Source organism: Mucilaginibacter sp. FW306-07-L (assembly GCF_058782065.1).
The window spans coordinates 1,530,547-1,548,171 of the sequence record NZ_JBYSXI010000001.1 but is presented as its reverse complement, the minus strand read 5'-3'; the positions used below and the strand labels follow the sequence as shown (position 1 = coordinate 1,548,171).

Sequence of the window (17,625 nt, the reverse complement as noted above, 5' to 3'; positions counted from 1 at the left end):
CACGCTAAACAACAATTTGTTGTAGACAATTTAATTTACGCGCGGTTGTACATCAGTGTCCAATTCAATAACATTTTTACGCGCTCCTCATCCAACTGCCCGGGCTTTAAGCGCCATAACCAGTTTCTATCGGTTGATGCCGGGGTATTCATACGGGCATCCTCATCAAGCCCCAGAACATCCTGCACAGGTATAATAGCCATTTTGGCTACCGACGAAAATGCCAGCCTGGCTATTAGCTTATGCGCATTGCTTTGCTTTACCTTGATGCCGGTGTACTGGCTTATTTGCTTTTTAATTTTTTTGGTCGCATCCTGCTTATACCACCCGGCGGTGGTATTGTTGTCATGCGTACCGGTATAGACCACAAAATTATCACTGAAATTATGGGGCATATAGTCAGATTGCGGCATATTATCACCAAAGGCAAATTGTAATACCTTCATGCCGGGTAAGTTAAACCCATCACGTAATTCATAAACGGCATCATCAATATCGCCCAGATCCTCAGCTATCAATGGCAGCGAACCTAACTCATTTTGCAGCATCTCAAAAAAATCCTTACCGGGTCCGGGCTGCCATTTACCATTAATAGCGGTAGTCTCCGTCGCGGGTACTTCCCAATAATCGGCAAAGGCCCTGAAATGATCTAAACGCAGCAAATCGAACAACTCCATGTTCTTTTTAATGCGTTGTATCCACCAATTGTAATTAGTTTCTTTCAGTTTATTCCAGCAAAAAACCGGCATACCCCAAAGCTGCCCATCGGCGTTAAAATAATCGGGAGGCACACCGGCTACGCCAAGCATTTTACCTTCCTCATCTAAACTAAATAACTCCCGGTTGGCCCAAACATCTACCGAATCATAGCTTACATAAAACGGGAGATCACCAAATAATTTGATGCCAAGGCCATTGCAGTATGTGCGTAAACTGCTCCATTGCTTCGCGAAGATGAATTGCAGCCATTTAACTTTTAATACTTCATCCGCATATTTACGGGCGAACGCTTTTAAGGGCTTTTCCTTTCGCTGCTTATAATCCGGATGCCACTCAAACCACGGCTTGCCCGCATGCTGTTGTTTGATGACCACATAAAGCGCTAAGTCGTCAAGCCAGGCAGCCTGTTCACGGCTAAAAGCGGTGAACTCATCCTGCAAACTGTTATCCTGCTTTTTAAAGTTAGCCCATGCTACATTAAACAGATGTTTTTTGATCCGCTCCGCCCCTGCGTAATCTACCTCGTTTTTTGATGGCAGGTTGTTTTCTTTCAGATCAGCACTACTTAGCAAGCCTTCAGCCGCAAGCAATTCAGGACTGATCAGTAACGTATTACCCGCCATGCTTGAAAATGAGCTGTAAGGCGAATGCGCATCTACCGTTTCGGTTGGGCTAAGCGGCAGCAACTGCCAGCACTGTTGCAGGCTATTACTTAAAGCATCGGCAAAAGCTAAAGCCTGCGGTCCCATATCGCCCACGCCAAAATTTGATGGCAGCGAAGTAATATGCATCAGCAATCCCGATCTCCGTGGATTTTCAGGCCGTTCAAACTTTAATACCGCTAAGGGCAATGCCGTTTTGAACACATCTTTTATATATAATTCACCGGCTTCCGCTTTACCTTCCATGCCGGTTAGTTCATCGGTAAAATTCTCTGTCAACGTGGCCGGTAAAATTATCCGTGTTGAGGTCCAGTTAATTTCACCCGGCGTATATTCGGGCTGTATAGCCGGCAAATGCATTGGTAAAACAGTTATTAACCATTGCTGCCCCTGATGGCGGGCAAATGCTATAACATGCTGTTTGTATCTTCCCTTTACTTTAAGCGGAATGTATTTACCCTTTGCAAATAACTCTATGTTTTGGCTGCCTATAGCAAGTAACTTATGCGTGAGCCATAGCTTTATTTTGGCGTTATAACGATCATTCCAAAGGCTGTCGATCAAACCTTCCCCGTCGGATTGAACAGCGTTAAGCAGATCACTGCTCAAAGCGTAATCAACCGCACGGCGGTTATCCGGATCTACCAAGCTGAAATCCCAGCGATCACAGCCTTGGTAAATATCGGGCACACCGGGACTGGTAAATTTAAGCACCGCCTGCGCCAGTGAATTAATAATACCATGATCTGCAAGCTGCTGATGAAATGGCTCAAAACTTTTCCAGAATGCCGACTCTGGGTTTAATAATGCTGACGCAAAGTTCTTCGCGGCATTTTCATAATCCTCATCAGGCTGTGCCCATTGCGAGTGCTGCTTACCTTCGCGCAGTGCCTTTTCAAGGTATTCGTGTACGCGTTGCTCAAAGTTATCATCTCCCTGGCCCGGCATTGGATAAGCACCAACAATGGTTTGCAATATCAGGTATATATCATTAATATCAAGTTGTTTATCACCGGTAGCTTGTGGGTTTTCTTTAACCCATTCTTTCAATACATTGCTCCACACATTGGGCATGGCGCTTAGCGCGTGCAGCCTCGCACGTACATCTTCACCACGCTTGGTATCGTGGGTTGAGGTACCGTTCATGGCCAGCGGCCAGTGCTTTTGCCTGTCCAGCATCAACGTATGAAAATCATCAACAGACATACCGAAAGCATCCGGCGCATCGCCCACCTCATTATGCGCTATAAAACGGTTGTAGGTATACATCAGCGTATCCTCAACGCCTTTGGCCATCAGCGGGCCGGTAAGCTGCATACAACGCTGGTAAAATCGCAGGGCATTAGCGGCATATTCGTTACCCCGCTCCTGCGGCAACTTTAACAGGGCATCTTCAAGCAGGTTAGCTGCTTGTTTTAGTTCCTTGTCGCTGTCTTTTACCTGCTTCAGTATGTGTTCAATATTTTTAGCCTCCTCACCTTGCAGCGGCATCGCATTGCCATAGTAACGGTAAACCGGGCAATGTATCAGGAATTTAGCTATTGCCTCTTTAAGTTTTTCGTGAGAGATCCGCTTATGAGTTTCCTCATCTATGAGGTTCAGCTCACAAAAGTATTTGGTCAGGTTGGCCAATTCGCCGCCCATGTGGTTATGCAGTATATAGGCTTTCTTTTCCCAGATGTCGGCCTCTTCAAACTTAGGCTTGCCGGTAAGTTTATGGTAAAGGGCTGTAAATTGCTTCTCGCTATCGCGAAAGGTGAGCAAATTGTTTACAGCCGCCAAATACTCATAACCGGTAGCACCCTGTATAGGCCAATCTACAGGTAATTCTTCACCTTTTTCAAGTATTTTCTCTACAACAATATAAGTTTTGTCGCCGGTAAGTTTACGCAGTTGCTTGAGGTAACCGGCGGGATCATACAAACCATCCACATGATCAACCCTTAATCCCTGGAACACATCCTCTTTAAGCAGCTGTAAAATAAATTTGTGATAGTGCGCAAAAACATCGGGGTTTTGCATGTTTAAGCATATCAGTCCATTCACTGTAAAAAACCGCCTGAAGTTGATCTTGCTATCCGTTTCCTGCCAGTTGCACAGGCGGTAGTACTGCTCTTCGACGAGCTGTTGCAACTTTTTTGAGTCGCCATTAATTTTATCAATTGTGGCTGAAAGTAAGCTCTCGCTATCCTTATTTGAGAGCAATGCACCTAATTGCGTTTTAAATTCGTTAAATGCTATTTCAAAGGACTTTACCTCTTCTACCTGGTGTACTTCTTTTATTAATTGAAGCAGTTTTTCAAGAGCTTCGTTCTTGTTTTTTATAGATGAAAAAACAGCCAGGTATCCTGCTATGTTCAAAGGATAGTGGCTGTCATAGTAACTCAATCGCAAGCCGCCGTTATTGTAACTAAGTTTAAGCTCTTTGTTTTTAATAACCTCATCCATTGATGCCCCGAGGAACGGCACCATAATGCGCCCCTCAAACAAATCGCTTGTACCGGCAGTATCAAAAAACGAGGTATAAGCAGACAGGCTCCCTTTTTCGAGCACATCCATTAGCCATGTGTTTCGCGGATCAAAAGCCATGTGGTTTGGCACAATATCCTGCACCCAACTGATGCCGGCATTCTTTAACGCATAACTTACCGCCTTTAATTGTTTGATGGTGCCGATTTCGGGATTAACACGGTGCGGGTTGGTAACGTCATACCCGTGGGTACTGCCTGGCACTGCCTCAAAAATGGGTGAAGCATATAGGGTTTTGATACCCAGTTGCTGCAAATATGGTATGATCTGCTCCAGGTGCGAAAAGGTAAAATCCTTATTGAACTGGATACGGTAGGTAGAAACAGGATTAAACATGGTTGTTTATATAAATAATAAGCGACTCAGGATTTACAGATGCCGTTGCAGTAACAATACCTGGTTCAGCAGATACCGTACCACCCCATTTTTGATCGGCAGTATTGAGCAGAGGCTGCCAATTTTTACCGGCAGGCAATTCAATATTTTGTTGCTCTTTTGAGAAATTCATGGCACAGCAGACCTGCTCATTACCATGCCATCGCTCTAGCAACAAGGTGTTATTTTCCTTACTAAATGAAACCTTTAAATCACTTCTGTTTAAATATTTAAGTGCCGGATATTGCTTGCGAACTTTAATGAGTTGCTTATAAAAAGCGAACATGGTTTTATGATGATCCTTAGATAATAAATCCCATTGCAGCTTTGACCTGTTAAAGGTTTCTTCGGATTGCGGATCAGGTGTTTCACCTTCGGCATGAAAGGCTTTAAACTCTTCTTTACGGCCTTTGCGTACCGCTTCCACTAACTCTGCGTCCGTATGACTGATGAAGTACTGGAACGGATTGGTTTCAGCCCATTCCTCACCCATAAATAACATGGGCAGATACGGACTAACCATTACAGCCGCGGCCATTAGCTTTTGCATTTCAAAACTTACCAGCGTGCTGATTCGTTCGCCTAACATGCGGTTACCTACCTGGTCGTGGTTTTGAGAAAATACTACGAACTGGTTACCGGTATTATTATCGGCCCTGGCACCAAAAACCTTTTGCCTGTGCGGCGAATAAATACCATCATACACATAAGCATCGCGGTAAGCCTTAGCCAGATGCTCGATGCCGGTAAAGTCGGAATAGTACCCGGTTTTCGGCTCACCGGCGGTTACACGCAATGCATGATGAAACTCATCTATCCACTGTCCATCAATACCATAACCATGATCTTCTAAAGAATTGATATAAATAGGATCGTTCAGATCAAGCTCAACAATCAGGTGATGCTGACGGCCGGTTTTGTCTATCAATTGATTTACATGCTGTTTAATTTCTCTAAGTATGTGTACCGGGCTTAAATCCTTAATGGCATGTACGGCATCCATCCGCAGGCCATCAATATGAAAATCCCTGAACCACATCAGCGTGTTTTCTATGTAATATAAGCGTACAGCATCGCACCAGGCATCATCAAAATTGATGGCATTACCCCAAGGCGTATGGTACTTATCAGTAAAATACGCGCCAAAGTCATTAAAGTAATTCCCTTCAGGGCCAAGGTGATTGTAAACCACATCGAGCACAACGGCTAACCCTTTGCCATGGCAGGCATCAACCAAACGCATCAGTCCCTCGGCACCGCCATAAGTATCCTGAACAGCATAAGGCAGCACGCCATCGTAACCCCAGTTGCGCCCGCCTGGAAACTGGGCTACCGGCATAATTTCTATCGCGGTGATGCCAAGCTCAACCAAATGGTCAAGCTTGGCTATAGCGGCCTCAAAGGTACCTTCAGCAGTAAATGTACCGATATGCAACTCGTAAAATATATAATCGTCAAGCTTCAAATTGCTCCAGCTTGCATCTGTCCAGTTAAAGGCGGCTAAATCAACCGCCTTTGACGGGCCGTGCACACTCTCCGGCTGCGCTAACGATGCCGGGTCAAGGCGTTCCTTTTCACCATCCAGCAAAAAGGTATAAGTGTCACCCGGTTTAAGCTTATCTGTACGCAAAGCCCAATAGCTAAACTCCTGCGCTTGTAAGGGCAATTTTATCTTACTTGCTCCAAATATAATCTCAACCTTGTTTGCCAAAGGTGCCCATAAGGTAACATTGGCAACACCCTGGCTATCAAAGCTTAAACCTAAACTACGCTTGTTAATCTGTGCTTTTTTCATGCTTGTTATGATGCTGTAATAATACTACGGTACGCCCCTGCACGGTAATGGTATCACCCGCGTGGTGAGTATTTCCATCAGCATCGTAAGCTGATGTATCCATAATAACTTTCCAGGTATGGCCAAATTTTTCGGATGGCAGTTTGTAATCTATTGAATCATGAAAAGCATTGAAAATAAGATAGTAGCTATCATCTACTATGCGCTCACCTTTAGGGCCAAGCGAGTGGATGCCTTTACCGTTCAGGAAAACCGCTAATGATTTGGCAAAATCATGACTCCAGTTTTCCTCGCTCATTTCGGTACCTTCCGGTAAAAACCAGGCTATATCCTCAACTTCCTGACCCTTTACAGGTTGCCCCTGGAACCACCTTCTGCGCCTGAAGTTTGGATGTTCCTTGCGGAAATGGATAAGCTTTTGGGTAAATTTCAACAAATCAGTATCGGCATTTTCCCAATCCAGCCATGAAATCTCGTTATCCTGGCAGTAGGCGTTGTTGTTTCCACCTTGGGTACGACCCATCTCGTCACCAGCAACCAGCATAGGCACCCCTTGCGACAGGAACAGCGTTGACAGGAAATTACGTTTTTGCTGCGCACGCAGTTCCAACACCGCTTCATCGTCAGTTTCCCCCTCGGCACCACAATTCCATGAGCGGTTGTGGCTTTCACCATCGTTATTATCCTCTCCGTTAGCTTCGTTATGCTTCTCGTTGTACGATACCAGATCGTGCATGGTAAAGCCATCGTGCGCGGTTATAAAATTGATACTGGCTGTTGGCCTGCGGTAGTCATCCTGATACAGATCGGGGCTACCGGTAAAACGCTGGGCAAATTCGCCAAGCATACTATCGGCACCACGCCAGTAATCGCGGATGCAGTCGCGATATTTGCCATTCCATTCAGCCCATCCCGGCGGAAATTTACCAACCTGGTAACCGCCCTCACCAATATCCCACGGCTCGGCGATCAGCTTAACCTGTGATATGGTTGGGTCCTGGTGAATAATATCAAAAAACGCGCTTAGCCTGTTTACCTCGTGCAGCTCACGTGCCAGTGTCGAGGCCAGGTCAAACCTGAAACCGTCAACATGCATTTCGGTTATCCAGTAGCGCAGGCTGTCCATTATATACCTTAACACGTTGGGCAACATGGCGTTAAGCGTGTTACCTGTACCGGTATAGTCCATGTAAAAACGTTTATCCTCATCAACCAAACGGTAGTACGATGCATTGTCGGCCCCTTTGAATGACAGGGTTGGCCCCATCTGGTTGCCTTCGCCGGTATGGTTGTAAACCACATCCAATATTACCTCAATGCCTGCTTTATGCAGTGCCTTTACCATACCTTTAAACTCGCTAACCTGCCCGCCGGTAACCCCGGTAGACGAGTAACGCACATCAGGCGCGAAAAAGCCGATCGAATTGTAACCCCAATAGTTGCTTAACCCTTTTTCAACCAGATACCGGTCATTCACAAACTGGTGTATCGGCATTAACTCAATAGCGGTTACACCCAAATCCTGAAGGTGTTTGATGATAGCCGGATGGGCTATAGCCGCGTAGCTGCCACGAATTTCTTCAGGCACATCAGGGTGCTGCATGGTAAGGCCGCGCACATGTGCCTCATAAAATACCGATTGATGGTAAGGCGTACGCGGAAACTGGTCATCTTCCCAATCAAAATTATTATCAATCACTACCGATTTCGGGATGTATGGCGCGCTGTCTGTTTCGCTATAGCTCAGATCTTCCTGCTCGCTGCCTACTTCATAAGCAAACAATGAATCGTGCCAGTCTATAACACCGGCAATGGCCTTGGCATACGGATCGATGAGTAATTTATTAGGGTTAAAACGATGGCCGTTTTGCGGCTCGTATGGGCCATGTACACGGTAGCCATATAACTGACCGGGCTTTACGCCGGGCAAATAAATATGCCATACCTGGTGCGAACGCTCATACATTTTAATTCTTTGCGATTCTGTTGTTGCCTCAGGCGAGTCAAACAGGCATAGTTCTACACCTGTAGCATTATCGGCATAAAGCGTAAAGTTTACACCCTCGCCATCCCACGTTGAACCAAGCGGGTACGGTTTACCCGGGTAAGTATTTATTTCCATTAGATAGATTTTTAATATTATTTAGCGGTTGCGGATATATTTCGGCATCAGCTACAATCGCTGTCGTTTACTATTGCAACAGGTATCATTATTACAGCAAAACAGGTATAATGTTTAAGAGACGTTTAAAAATGGCTCAAAAAATATCTTATAAGGATAAATAAACATTAACCCCCGGTTAGGCCTGCTGTTAGTTTTGTATAAAAACCTATTATGAGAATAAAGCTTACCCTACTTACCCTTGTGGCAGGGCTAAACGGCTTTGCCCAGCAACAATTTGCACCGGTAAACCCTAACACCACCCCCGAGGCACGCAAACTGCTCAGCTACATTTATAGTATTAAAGGCAAAAGTATTATAACCGGCCAGCACAACTACCCCATCACGCCTGATAAGCATCTGGACAGCATTAAGGCGCTAACCGGCAAACAACCCGGCCTTTGGGGTGCTGATTTTATTTGGAGCGGCACCAATGACGTTGGCCAAACCATAGTTGACCAGGCCATTGAACGTTACAAACAAGGCTACCTGATCTGCCTGATGTGGCACCAGGGCCGTCCGATTGACAACCCGCCCTACGCCTGGAAAGAAAGTATACAAGCCAAGCTTACCCCTGCCCAATGGAAAGAGCTAACCACACCTAATACCGAATTAAACAAACGCTGGCTGGCTCAGGTTGACCAGATAGCGGTGTGGCTGAAAAAGCTACAGGACGCCAAAGTACCCGTATTATGGCGGCCATACCATGAGATGAATGGCGTATGGTTTTGGTGGGGCGATAAAAAAGGACCTGACGGCATCAGCAAGTTATGGAAGATGATGTACGACCGCTACACCAACCACCACAAGCTAAACAACCTGATATGGGTATGGGGAGCCAACGGCCCGCGCGACCTACCGGAAGACCAGGCCTACTCCTATAAATATTATTACCCTGGTGCTAAGTATGTAGATATATTGGGGACCGATATTTATAATGCCGATTACGAGCAGAAAGATTATAACGAGCTTTTACAGTTAGCCAAAGGCAAACCTATCGCTTTAACTGAAGTTGGAGAATTACCTAAACCTGAAATACTTAAAGCACAACCTGAATGGGTATGGTTTATGGTTTGGGGCGATTGGTTGTGGACACACAACACCAAAGACCTTGTAAAAGGCAACTATGCCCGCCCGCAAGCTTTAACGCTTGATGAGATCAGTTATAAGTAGATCGTAGCATCGTATTAAACCAAAATGCCGGGCTATGTACCCGGCATTTTGGTTTAGTTTGAAACCGTATGGCTTGGCTTCGATAAATTGCCTTGCAAATCAACAGCGCGGATGGTATAGGATGTTTTTGCATCACCCGTGTTTAGCATAAACCAGGTGAGCGGCGTGTAGCCTATGCGTTTGCCGTTGCTGTAAATATTATAGCCCATAAACTGCCGGTTATCTTTAGCTGCCGCCCATTGCAGCTTTGCCCCGGTGGTTAGCTTTTTAAGCGATAACTTTTGCGGTACGGTCGGCGGCGTGTTGTCAGGCTTTAGCTGGTTGATACAGTTCATGAGCGCGCGGAAATTGTGGTAAGTACCTTTCCATATCTGCCCTTTCAGCGCCTTTTTCATTTCAGGCTCTTTATCAATACCACCGGGGTACCAATCGCCATGCTGATGATCGATAAGATAGGTTTGAACATACATCCAGAGCTGTGTAAATTTATCGTAATACTTCAACTCGTCCTTTGGGTAAAGTGTTGACATCAACAGCAGCGAATTAAGCCCCTCGGCTTGCGCCCACCAGTTTTTACCATCCTTTATAATACTGATGCCGGGCTGATCTTTAAAACAATAGCCCTCATCATAAAAACCACCTACTTTTTTATCCCAGCCATTTTTCAGGGAATGGTCAACCATGCGTTTAGCTACCTTCAGGGTAGCCTCATCATGCCCTAAACCCAGCACGTGCGAGGCTTCCAGCATCAGGTAAGCGGTTTCCACATCGTGCCCAAAGGATACATGATCGAGGTAACGGTGCTTTAAAACACTGGTGGTTGATGAATCGCGGGTTGAAACAGGTGTCCAGTCCGGTTGAAAAAACAGGGTGAGGTAACCTTTAGGCGTAGTGATCTTATCGCGCACCAACAGCAGCATCTCGTTCAGCCTTTCGCGCAATAGGCTGTCCGGCCAAACGGTATAGAGTTCGGTAAAAGCTTCGAGCAGGTGGATAGAGGTATTCTGATCTTTATAACCTTTATCAGATGTGGACGGAAAATCAGCGGTACGCTTAATCACGGTGCCATCCAACTCCATGTGCTGGTAATAACCTTTATGTATTGGATCATGCGCATGTTTCTCTAACCACCAAAAGGTTTGCTTGGCCAGGTTTAGCGCGGCTGTATCGCCGGAGGCCTGGTAATAAGCGGCAAGCCCGTATATGGCAAAGGAGTTACCATACGATTCCTTTGGCGCGAATGAATTTTCGGCAACGTTGCCCTGCCTGTCGGTATAGGTATAAAAACCACCGTTCTGCTTGTCCCACATCTTATCCCTCAAAAACAAAAAGCCCTGTTTGGCATCGGCTTTAAAGTACGGTACGTTTGGATAAAACAATGCCGCCTTCGCGTTTGACCATACGTGCCTTGCCTGCGTAACAATCATTTTATGCTGATCGGGGGCTACTTTAAAATCATAAGTAAAAGCACTCAAAAATCCGCCATAAGCGGTATCAACTGAGCGCGGGTACCATTTGTCAAGCAGTTCCACCCTCGCGGAGCGTTCCATCTGCTTGGCGATGGTTGGCTTATCGGTTTGCGCAAACAATAACTGGGGCATTATCAGGCTGCCTGTAAGCATCAGTTTAAGGCAATCAGGAATAAGTTTATACATGGTTAAATAAGTGGTTTTACCATTAAAAGTAACTTGATTAGGGCTATATGCCGTATTTTGCCAATATATTACAAACATTTGGTAAAAATACATTACATGGCTGTTGGGCACCATGTTACTTTTAGCTTACCAACTATATAACTTAACATATCTATGCAAATTTTATACAAAAAAACCCTTTCGCTTTTTATTGTTGTAGCAACCGCCTGTACGGTTTACGGCCAGCAAAAAAAGGCGATGGTTGTCAACAGTAAAGATTACCTTGAACTGGAGGGCGTAAACGTGATGCTTGCGCATGACTTTTATCCGGAAGGCCACCAGGGCGGTGTTGGCGTTATACAGAATGGGCAGCGCACCGCTACCAACGGCGATCTGCGCCTTGAACCTACGCCGGGACAATGGTCGCCTATACCTAAGGTAGGCAAACGTGTGGTTGACCGCCAAAAGAACGAGGTTAGCGTACGCATGGAGTACCCCAACCCGGACATGAACCGCAAGGGCTTTAACCCGATCATCTACCCCGACCTGAATTTTGCTTACAACATACGGGTAAAGCCCGAAGGCCGCTCATTCCGCATTATTGTTGATCTGGATAAGCCCCTGCCCGATGAATGGATAGGCAAGGTCGGGTTCAACTTCGAGCTTTTTCCGGGCATACTGTTTGGCCGTTCGTACTATATGGATCAGCAGTTCGGCATTTTCCCGCAGCAGCCAAACGGACAGATGTATAAAGATGCCGCCGGTGAGCTGCAAACAAAACCGATGGCCAGCGGTAAATCACTAACTATAGTACCCGAGCTTGATGCCCAGCGCATGACGATCCAAAACCTGTCGGGCGGTAACCTTGAGCTGCTGGATGGCCGTGGCAAGCATAATAACGGTTGGTTTGTGGTACGTTCTCTGGTAGCTAAGGGCGCATCAAAAAACGCTATTGAGTGGCTGGTAACGCCTAACGCGGTTAGCGAGTGGCAGTCAGAACCGGTGATCCAGATATCACAGGTGGGCTATCATCCGGCACAATCAAAAATTGCCGTTATTGAATTAGATCAGAAGGATAAAACCCGTAAACAAGCCTCGTTGCTGCGCATAGGCGAAAAAGGCGGACTGGAACCTGTTTTAACATCGGCACCTAAAGAATGGGGCGATTTTTTGCGGTACCATTACCTGCAATTTGATTTTACCAAGGTGACCAAACCGGGTATGTATATGGTAAAGTATGGCAATTATCAAAGCCGTCCGTTCGCTATTAACGCGGGCGTGTTTAAAGAAAACGTTTGGCAGCCTACGCTTGATTATTTTTTACCCGCGCAAATGTGCCACATGCGCGTAAACGAGAAATACCGTGTTTGGCATGGCTGGTGCCACCTGGATGATGCCCGCATGGCCCCTATCGACTCAAACCACTTTGATGGTTATATCCAGGGCGGTTCAACACTTACCAAATACAAACCCGGTGATAACGTACCCATGCTTAACCGTGGTGCCTGGCATGACGCGGGCGACTTTGACCTTAGGGTAGAATCGCAAGCGGAGACTGTTTATGGCTTGACCCTGGCTTATGAGGAGTTTGGCGAAAAGCATGACAATACTGCCATCAATCAAACAACCTTAGTAACCGAGATACACGAACCCGATAGCAAGCCCGACCTGCTGCAGCAAATTGAGCATGGTTTATTATCAGTTACTAATGGATACAGAACATTGGGGCGCTTTTACCGTGGTATAATTGAGCCAACCTTACAACAATATGTATTATTGGGCGATGCCGCCAACCTTACGGATAACATCCCTTACAACAGCAAACAGCCACCGGTAAACGCTACGGGTATTAAAACCTGGGCTGATGACCGCTGGGTATTTACCGAGCAAAACCCGCCGCGTGAGCTGGAAGCCGCTGCCGACCTGGCCGCTGCCAGTCGCGTTATGAAGGGTTACAATGATACCCTGGCCACGCAATCCCTGCAAATAGCCAAGGAAGTTTGGAAGAATACAGCATCAAACAACATATTGCCGCGCATACAACTGGCTGCCGAATTATTGATAACAACCGGTGATAAGGAATATGCCGATTACCTGGTGAGCAAAACAGACGACATTACCAAAAACATAACCAGAACAGGCTGGTACATAGGCCGTACATTAAAGCTGGTTAATAATACACCATATAAACAAGCCGTAAACGCCGCTGTAAAAACCATGTACAGCACCATTGTGGCCGACGGCAAGAAAACACCATACGGCGTACCTTACGAACCGGATATCTGGGGTGCAGGCTGGGGTATACAGGGCTTTGGTTTCAGGCAGTATTTTTTGCATACTTCATTTCCTGATATTATCCCGACTGATTATATGCTGGATGCCTTGAATTTTGTATTGGGATGCCATCCGGGTTCAAATACATCATCATTTGTATCAGGCGTGGGTTCACAATCCATGACCACGGCCTATGGCTTTAACCGTGCGGATTGGTCGTACATACCAGGCGGCAGCGCATCAGGCACAGCCCTGATCCGCCCGGATTTTCCGGAGTTGCTGAAATGGCCTTACCTGTGGCAGCAAGGCGAGTATGTATTGGGTGGCGGCACAACCGACTACCTGTTCCTGGCCCTGGCGGCAGATCATGTGTTGAATAAAAAATAGATTCCCAAAACCTTAATAAAAAAGCGGCCTGTATCACTACAAGCCGCTTTTCTTTTATCTGCTATAAAGGATTATTTCTTTTTTAAAGCCGCTTTAATGGCTGCCTCCGCGAGTGGCTCCATTACTTTATAGCCTGCTTCGTTAGGATGTACGCCATCATAGGTCAACTCCTTTTTAAGACCTTGCTGCTCATCAGCCATCGGTGTAAAATAATCGAGGTAAACCATTTTGTTGGCCGCCGCGAACTCTTTAAGGCTTTTGTTAATTGAGGCTATTTTAGGCACCGGGTTTAATCCGCGTCTCCATGGATAATCATAAACCGGTAATATGGATGAAAGCACCACCTTAATACCATAGTGCTGTGCCAGTAAGGCCATGGATTGTATATTGCCTACAATTGTTTCTTCGGATGTTGGCCCGGTATTGCCTGCAATATCATTGGTGCCGGCCAGTATCACCACTACTTTTGGTTTCAGGTTAATTACATCCGGACGGAAACGCAGCAACATTTGCGGGGTGGTTTGGCCGCCAATGCCACGGTTAATGTAAGGTTTGCCCTTAAAAAACTCCGGGTCTTTATCACTCCAGCCCTGGGTGATGGAGTTGCCCATAAATACCACACGATCCTCCCCCTTTGCCGGTGGCTGCACCGCGGCATTTTCTTTTTCAAAGCGCTTGAGGTTTGCCCAATCTTCTCTCAAATAATTTAGTTGTTTTAACTCTTTAGCCATGCGTGCCGTATCGGCAGTTTGGCCGTAAGCTGAGGTAAATAGCAGCGCCGAAAATAGCGCCGGTAAAATAAAGGTCTTCTTCATGGTGTGTTTCTTCTCCAGTTTTTTGTTTTTTCAATAAATGCAATCAGTTCATCGGCTATCAGGCGGTGTTCATTCAGGTCAGGATGATCGCCGCAACCCTTATGATAGCGTTTGCTAAAGTAGTATTTATACACGTTTTTATCTCCTGCATTATTTACTTCGTTAACAATACCACGCAAGTAATTTTTTTGAACTTGCACCAGGCTGCTGTCGGCCATCGGGCTGGTTAGGCAAATGATGGTTGCTGATGGATAATAAGCCCGCAATCTTTTAATAAACGATACATAAGGCGGGCAAAATTTTACTGAATCAACAGGGCCATCATTTTGCCCGAGGCATACGGTTACCACATCGGGCCGGTATTTTTTAAAATCCCACCGGATAGCATTGGCGCGCAGGTTAACCTTGTCAAGTACATCGGGCATGGTAACTTCCATCTGGCAGCAACTACGGGTTAAACCAATGCCTGCTACCGCTGTTAGGTGCCACTGCGCATTTAAAGCCCGTGCCGCTATAGGCCCGTAAGCCATGTAAGCATTATGCTGATCGTACCATTGACCGGTATTGCAAGGGAAAGCGCTTTCATCGCTACCCGTACCGCAGGTTATGGAGTTGCCTATAAATTCAATTTTACGTACCGGCAATGGTGCCGGCGTAAGCAACTGTTTGCACCGTAACCCAACAAACTCCAGGTACCCAATGCCCGATTCGGTACTTTTGCAGATGGTGATCTCGTGCCGTGCGTCTGCAAGATTATTTGCAACCTTGATGATATTGGTTTTTTGGGTGAGTTTTATGCGTTGTACAGGCAGGTTATCAATGGCTACCGAGATGTAATTATGATCTTTACCCCACATCATCTCATCATTAATCAACAGCTCGCACGAGGTACCTTTAAAGGCAGTCTTGATATAAACACCCGCCGCCCAAAAGCGCGGTAACTGCGGATTGGTAAAATCAATACGGCCTACGTACTGAAAGCGCTTATCAGCCGGTTTGTATTCGGGCAGATTATCCGCGGGCGACTTCCATGCCCATAAGCCGGTTAACCATAGTGCTCCTATTAAAAAACCTAAAATCCGCATAACTGATGTCTTTATTTTGCCGGGTATATTCTGGCTGCCCAGCCGCCGCCGTTGCTCAGGTGTACTTTTATTTTATCTGATGATGATACCTTAATCACTTCACGCGTATAGTCGGTAGCATCACGGTCGGCATTAACGCCGTCTTTAAATACTTCGGCTTCATAATTCCCTTTGGGCAGGAATGACAGGTCGATGTCCAGGTAGCGCGCGGCCCAGTTGGTCATGGCTCCTACGTACCAGGTATCGCCATTACGGCGGGCAATGGCTACATGCTCGCCTACCTTGCCCAATAGCGGCACAGTTTCATCAAAAACGGTTGGTACTTTGCTTATAAAGGTGGTCGACTCCTGCTCCCTGCGGTAAGCAGACGGATTATCGGCCAGCATTTGTATCGGTGCCTCAAATATTACATACATAGCTAGTTGGTGGCTGCGTGTACCCTGGCTCATCGGATTTGAGTTGATCGGGCGGTATGATGCCTTGTTGGCATTTCGCATAGCACCCGGCGTATAATCCATCGGCCCGGCCAGCATCCTGATAAAGGGTATAGAAACATCATAGCGGGGCACATCATCATTAAGTGCCCACTTCGAGTTCTCAAGCCCCTTTACGCCTTCAAAGTTCAGTACATTGGGATAGATGCGCTGTATGCCATCAGGTTTGTACATACCATGCAGATCAACCAGCAAATGATATTTAGCGGCTGTTTCGGCAATCTTGTAAACGGATGAGGTTACCTTTTGGTCATCGCGGTCAAAAAAATCTATCTTAAAACCTTTGGCACCCATATCCGCGTATTGTTTAAATACGCCATCCATATTGGCCATTACACCATGCCAGGTAGCCCAAAGTATAATGCCTACGTTTTTTTGCTTGGCGTAGGTAATGATCTCCTGTAAATCAACAGCCGGGTTAAGCTTGGTCATGTCAACCGAGTTACTCCAGCCCTCATCCAATATTACATACTCCAGCTTGTTCTCTGATGCAAAATCAACATAGTATTTATACGTAGCGGTGTTAATGCCCGCTTTAAAATCAACGTGCGATATGTTCCAGTCGTTCCACCAGTCCCAGGCTACTTTACCGGGTTTTATCCAGGCAACGTCCTTTATACGCGACGGGCCTGCCAGCTTTTGCACCATATCGTTATTCAGCAACGTTTTATCGTCCGGCGCTACAATAACCGCCCGCCAGGGTAAACCGGCTTTCCCTTTAACGGTTGCTATGTAGTCGGCTCTTTCGGTAACCAGGGTATTCAGCCTCCGGAGCTCTTCTTTAGCAGGATATTTGGCAAAATCGGCTTTTAGGGCATGTTGTTCATTCTTGTTTTTAACTACGTACATACCGGGATAATCCTCCAATCCTGCTTCCAAAACGGCAGCCTTGGCACCATTACCCAGATCAACCAGCATGGGTAAAAAAGCAAGCGAATCAGCGCCTACCTTTGAAAGGGGCACCTCGTTATATAACGCCTCAAATGAGGTTTGGTAATAGTCGCCTTTCAGGCGCGGGTCATGTGCATAGGGAATAAATACCTTGTAATCATCAGCGAACTTAAAATTGGCATCCTCGGCCATCACCTTTACGGGTTGGGTTTTATTGAGCACAAAGCGATACGCCACACCATCATTATAGGCCCGGACTATAAAACTATAACCGCCCTTGCAATTGAGCGTTAGCTGCTGGTAATTTTCGGTTATGAATTTCTTTTTATAGTTATAGGCCTCAAACTTCGCGTTTACGGTTTGCGTTTTATTTGAGCTGACCTTTACATCATTACCCAGTATTTCACCACCTTCAAGTTTAAGGGCAGCAACAGAGGGCTGAATAATCTCGGTGCCGTTATAATTTAATGACCAACTGAGTTGCTTACCGGCACTTAAGGTAACCTTAATTTTTTTGTCGGGAGAGATAACCGTATAGCTTTTTTGCTGCGCGATGAGTTGCTGAGTGCTGAACATAGCAAGCGCCACAAGGCTAAATTTAAAGGTATTCTTCATTATAAGATTTATAAA

At 46.1% G+C, this 17,625-nt stretch carries 9 protein-coding genes; 2 read left to right on the top strand and 7 right to left on the bottom strand.

The features are described from left to right. Positions 1-35: 35 nt before the first annotated feature. The 3 genes from treY to glgX are packed head-to-tail and all read right to left on the bottom strand — an operon-like array spanning position 36 to position 8,203. Positions 36-4,247, bottom strand: coding sequence for a malto-oligosyltrehalose synthase (gene treY / locus AC3WJC_RS06935; RefSeq protein ID WP_492398346.1), 4,212 nt, complete (start codon positions 4,245-4,247; stop codon positions 36-38). Beyond that, positions 4,240-6,081 (bottom strand): malto-oligosyltrehalose trehalohydrolase, encoded by a 1,842-nt coding sequence (gene treZ / locus AC3WJC_RS06930; RefSeq protein ID WP_492398345.1) that lies wholly within the window; start codon positions 6,079-6,081, stop codon positions 4,240-4,242. Before treZ ends, treY begins: the two co-directional genes overlap by 8 nt. Continuing rightward, a complete protein-coding gene (gene glgX, locus AC3WJC_RS06925; protein WP_492398344.1) occupies positions 6,062-8,203 on the bottom strand; it encodes a glycogen debranching protein GlgX in 2,142 nt (713 codons plus the stop codon). The genes treZ and glgX overlap by 20 nt, the downstream gene beginning before the upstream one ends. A 213-nt stretch (positions 8,204-8,416) precedes the next feature. Here glgX and AC3WJC_RS06920 point away from each other — a divergent pair, with 213 nt between their 5' ends. Continuing rightward, positions 8,417-9,415, top strand: a complete 999-nt coding sequence (locus AC3WJC_RS06920) for a glycosyl hydrolase (RefSeq protein WP_492398343.1) — start codon at positions 8,417-8,419, stop codon at positions 9,413-9,415. Between the two features lie 53 nt (positions 9,416-9,468). Here AC3WJC_RS06920 and AC3WJC_RS06915 read toward each other — a convergent pair whose 3' ends face one another. Next, entirely contained in the window at positions 9,469-11,070 is a 1,602-nt protein-coding gene (locus AC3WJC_RS06915) for an AGE family epimerase/isomerase (RefSeq protein WP_492398342.1), read from the bottom strand. Between the two features lie 153 nt (positions 11,071-11,223). On the opposite strand from AC3WJC_RS06915, the gene AC3WJC_RS06910 reads away from it, so the two are divergent. Further along, positions 11,224-13,710: a glycoside hydrolase family 9 protein gene (locus AC3WJC_RS06910; protein ID WP_492398341.1), complete on the top strand. Its 2,487-nt coding sequence runs from the start codon at positions 11,224-11,226 to the stop codon at positions 13,708-13,710. A 71-nt stretch (positions 13,711-13,781) separates the two neighbouring features. Here AC3WJC_RS06910 and AC3WJC_RS06905 read toward each other — a convergent pair whose 3' ends face one another. The 3 genes from AC3WJC_RS06905 to AC3WJC_RS06895 are packed head-to-tail and all read right to left on the bottom strand — an operon-like array spanning position 13,782 to position 17,610. Beyond that, on the bottom strand, positions 13,782-14,525 hold the full coding sequence (locus AC3WJC_RS06905) for an SGNH/GDSL hydrolase family protein (RefSeq protein ID WP_492398340.1): 744 nt from the start codon (positions 14,523-14,525) through the stop codon (positions 13,782-13,784). After that, complete coding sequence (locus AC3WJC_RS06900) at positions 14,522-15,610, bottom strand: SGNH/GDSL hydrolase family protein (RefSeq protein WP_492398339.1); 1,089 nt, start codon at positions 15,608-15,610, stop codon at positions 14,522-14,524. The genes AC3WJC_RS06905 and AC3WJC_RS06900 overlap by 4 nt, the downstream gene beginning before the upstream one ends. An 11-nt stretch (positions 15,611-15,621) precedes the next feature. Further along, positions 15,622-17,610, bottom strand: a complete 1,989-nt coding sequence (locus tag AC3WJC_RS06895) for a retaining alpha-galactosidase (protein ID WP_492398338.1) — start codon at positions 17,608-17,610, stop codon at positions 15,622-15,624. Positions 17,611-17,625: the final 15 nt, after the last annotated feature.

Coding starts and splice junctions, on each gene's coding strand:
- AC3WJC_RS06900 (WP_492398339.1), bottom strand. CDS start 15,610: ATGCGGATTTTAGGTTTTTTAATAGGAGCACTATGGTTAACCGGCTTA.
- AC3WJC_RS06920 (WP_492398343.1), top strand. CDS start 8,417: ATGAGAATAAAGCTTACCCTACTTACCCTTGTGGCAGGGCTAAACGGC.
- treY (WP_492398346.1), bottom strand. CDS start 4,247: ATGTTTAATCCTGTTTCTACCTACCGTATCCAGTTCAATAAGGATTTT.
- AC3WJC_RS06905 (WP_492398340.1), bottom strand. CDS start 14,525: ATGAAGAAGACCTTTATTTTACCGGCGCTATTTTCGGCGCTGCTATTT.
- glgX (WP_492398344.1), bottom strand. CDS start 8,203: ATGGAAATAAATACTTACCCGGGTAAACCGTACCCGCTTGGTTCAACG.
- AC3WJC_RS06915 (WP_492398342.1), bottom strand. CDS start 11,070: ATGTATAAACTTATTCCTGATTGCCTTAAACTGATGCTTACAGGCAGC.
- treZ (WP_492398345.1), bottom strand. CDS start 6,081: ATGAAAAAAGCACAGATTAACAAGCGTAGTTTAGGTTTAAGCTTTGAT.
- AC3WJC_RS06895 (WP_492398338.1), bottom strand. CDS start 17,610: ATGAAGAATACCTTTAAATTTAGCCTTGTGGCGCTTGCTATGTTCAGC.
- AC3WJC_RS06910 (WP_492398341.1), top strand. CDS start 11,224: ATGCAAATTTTATACAAAAAAACCCTTTCGCTTTTTATTGTTGTAGCA.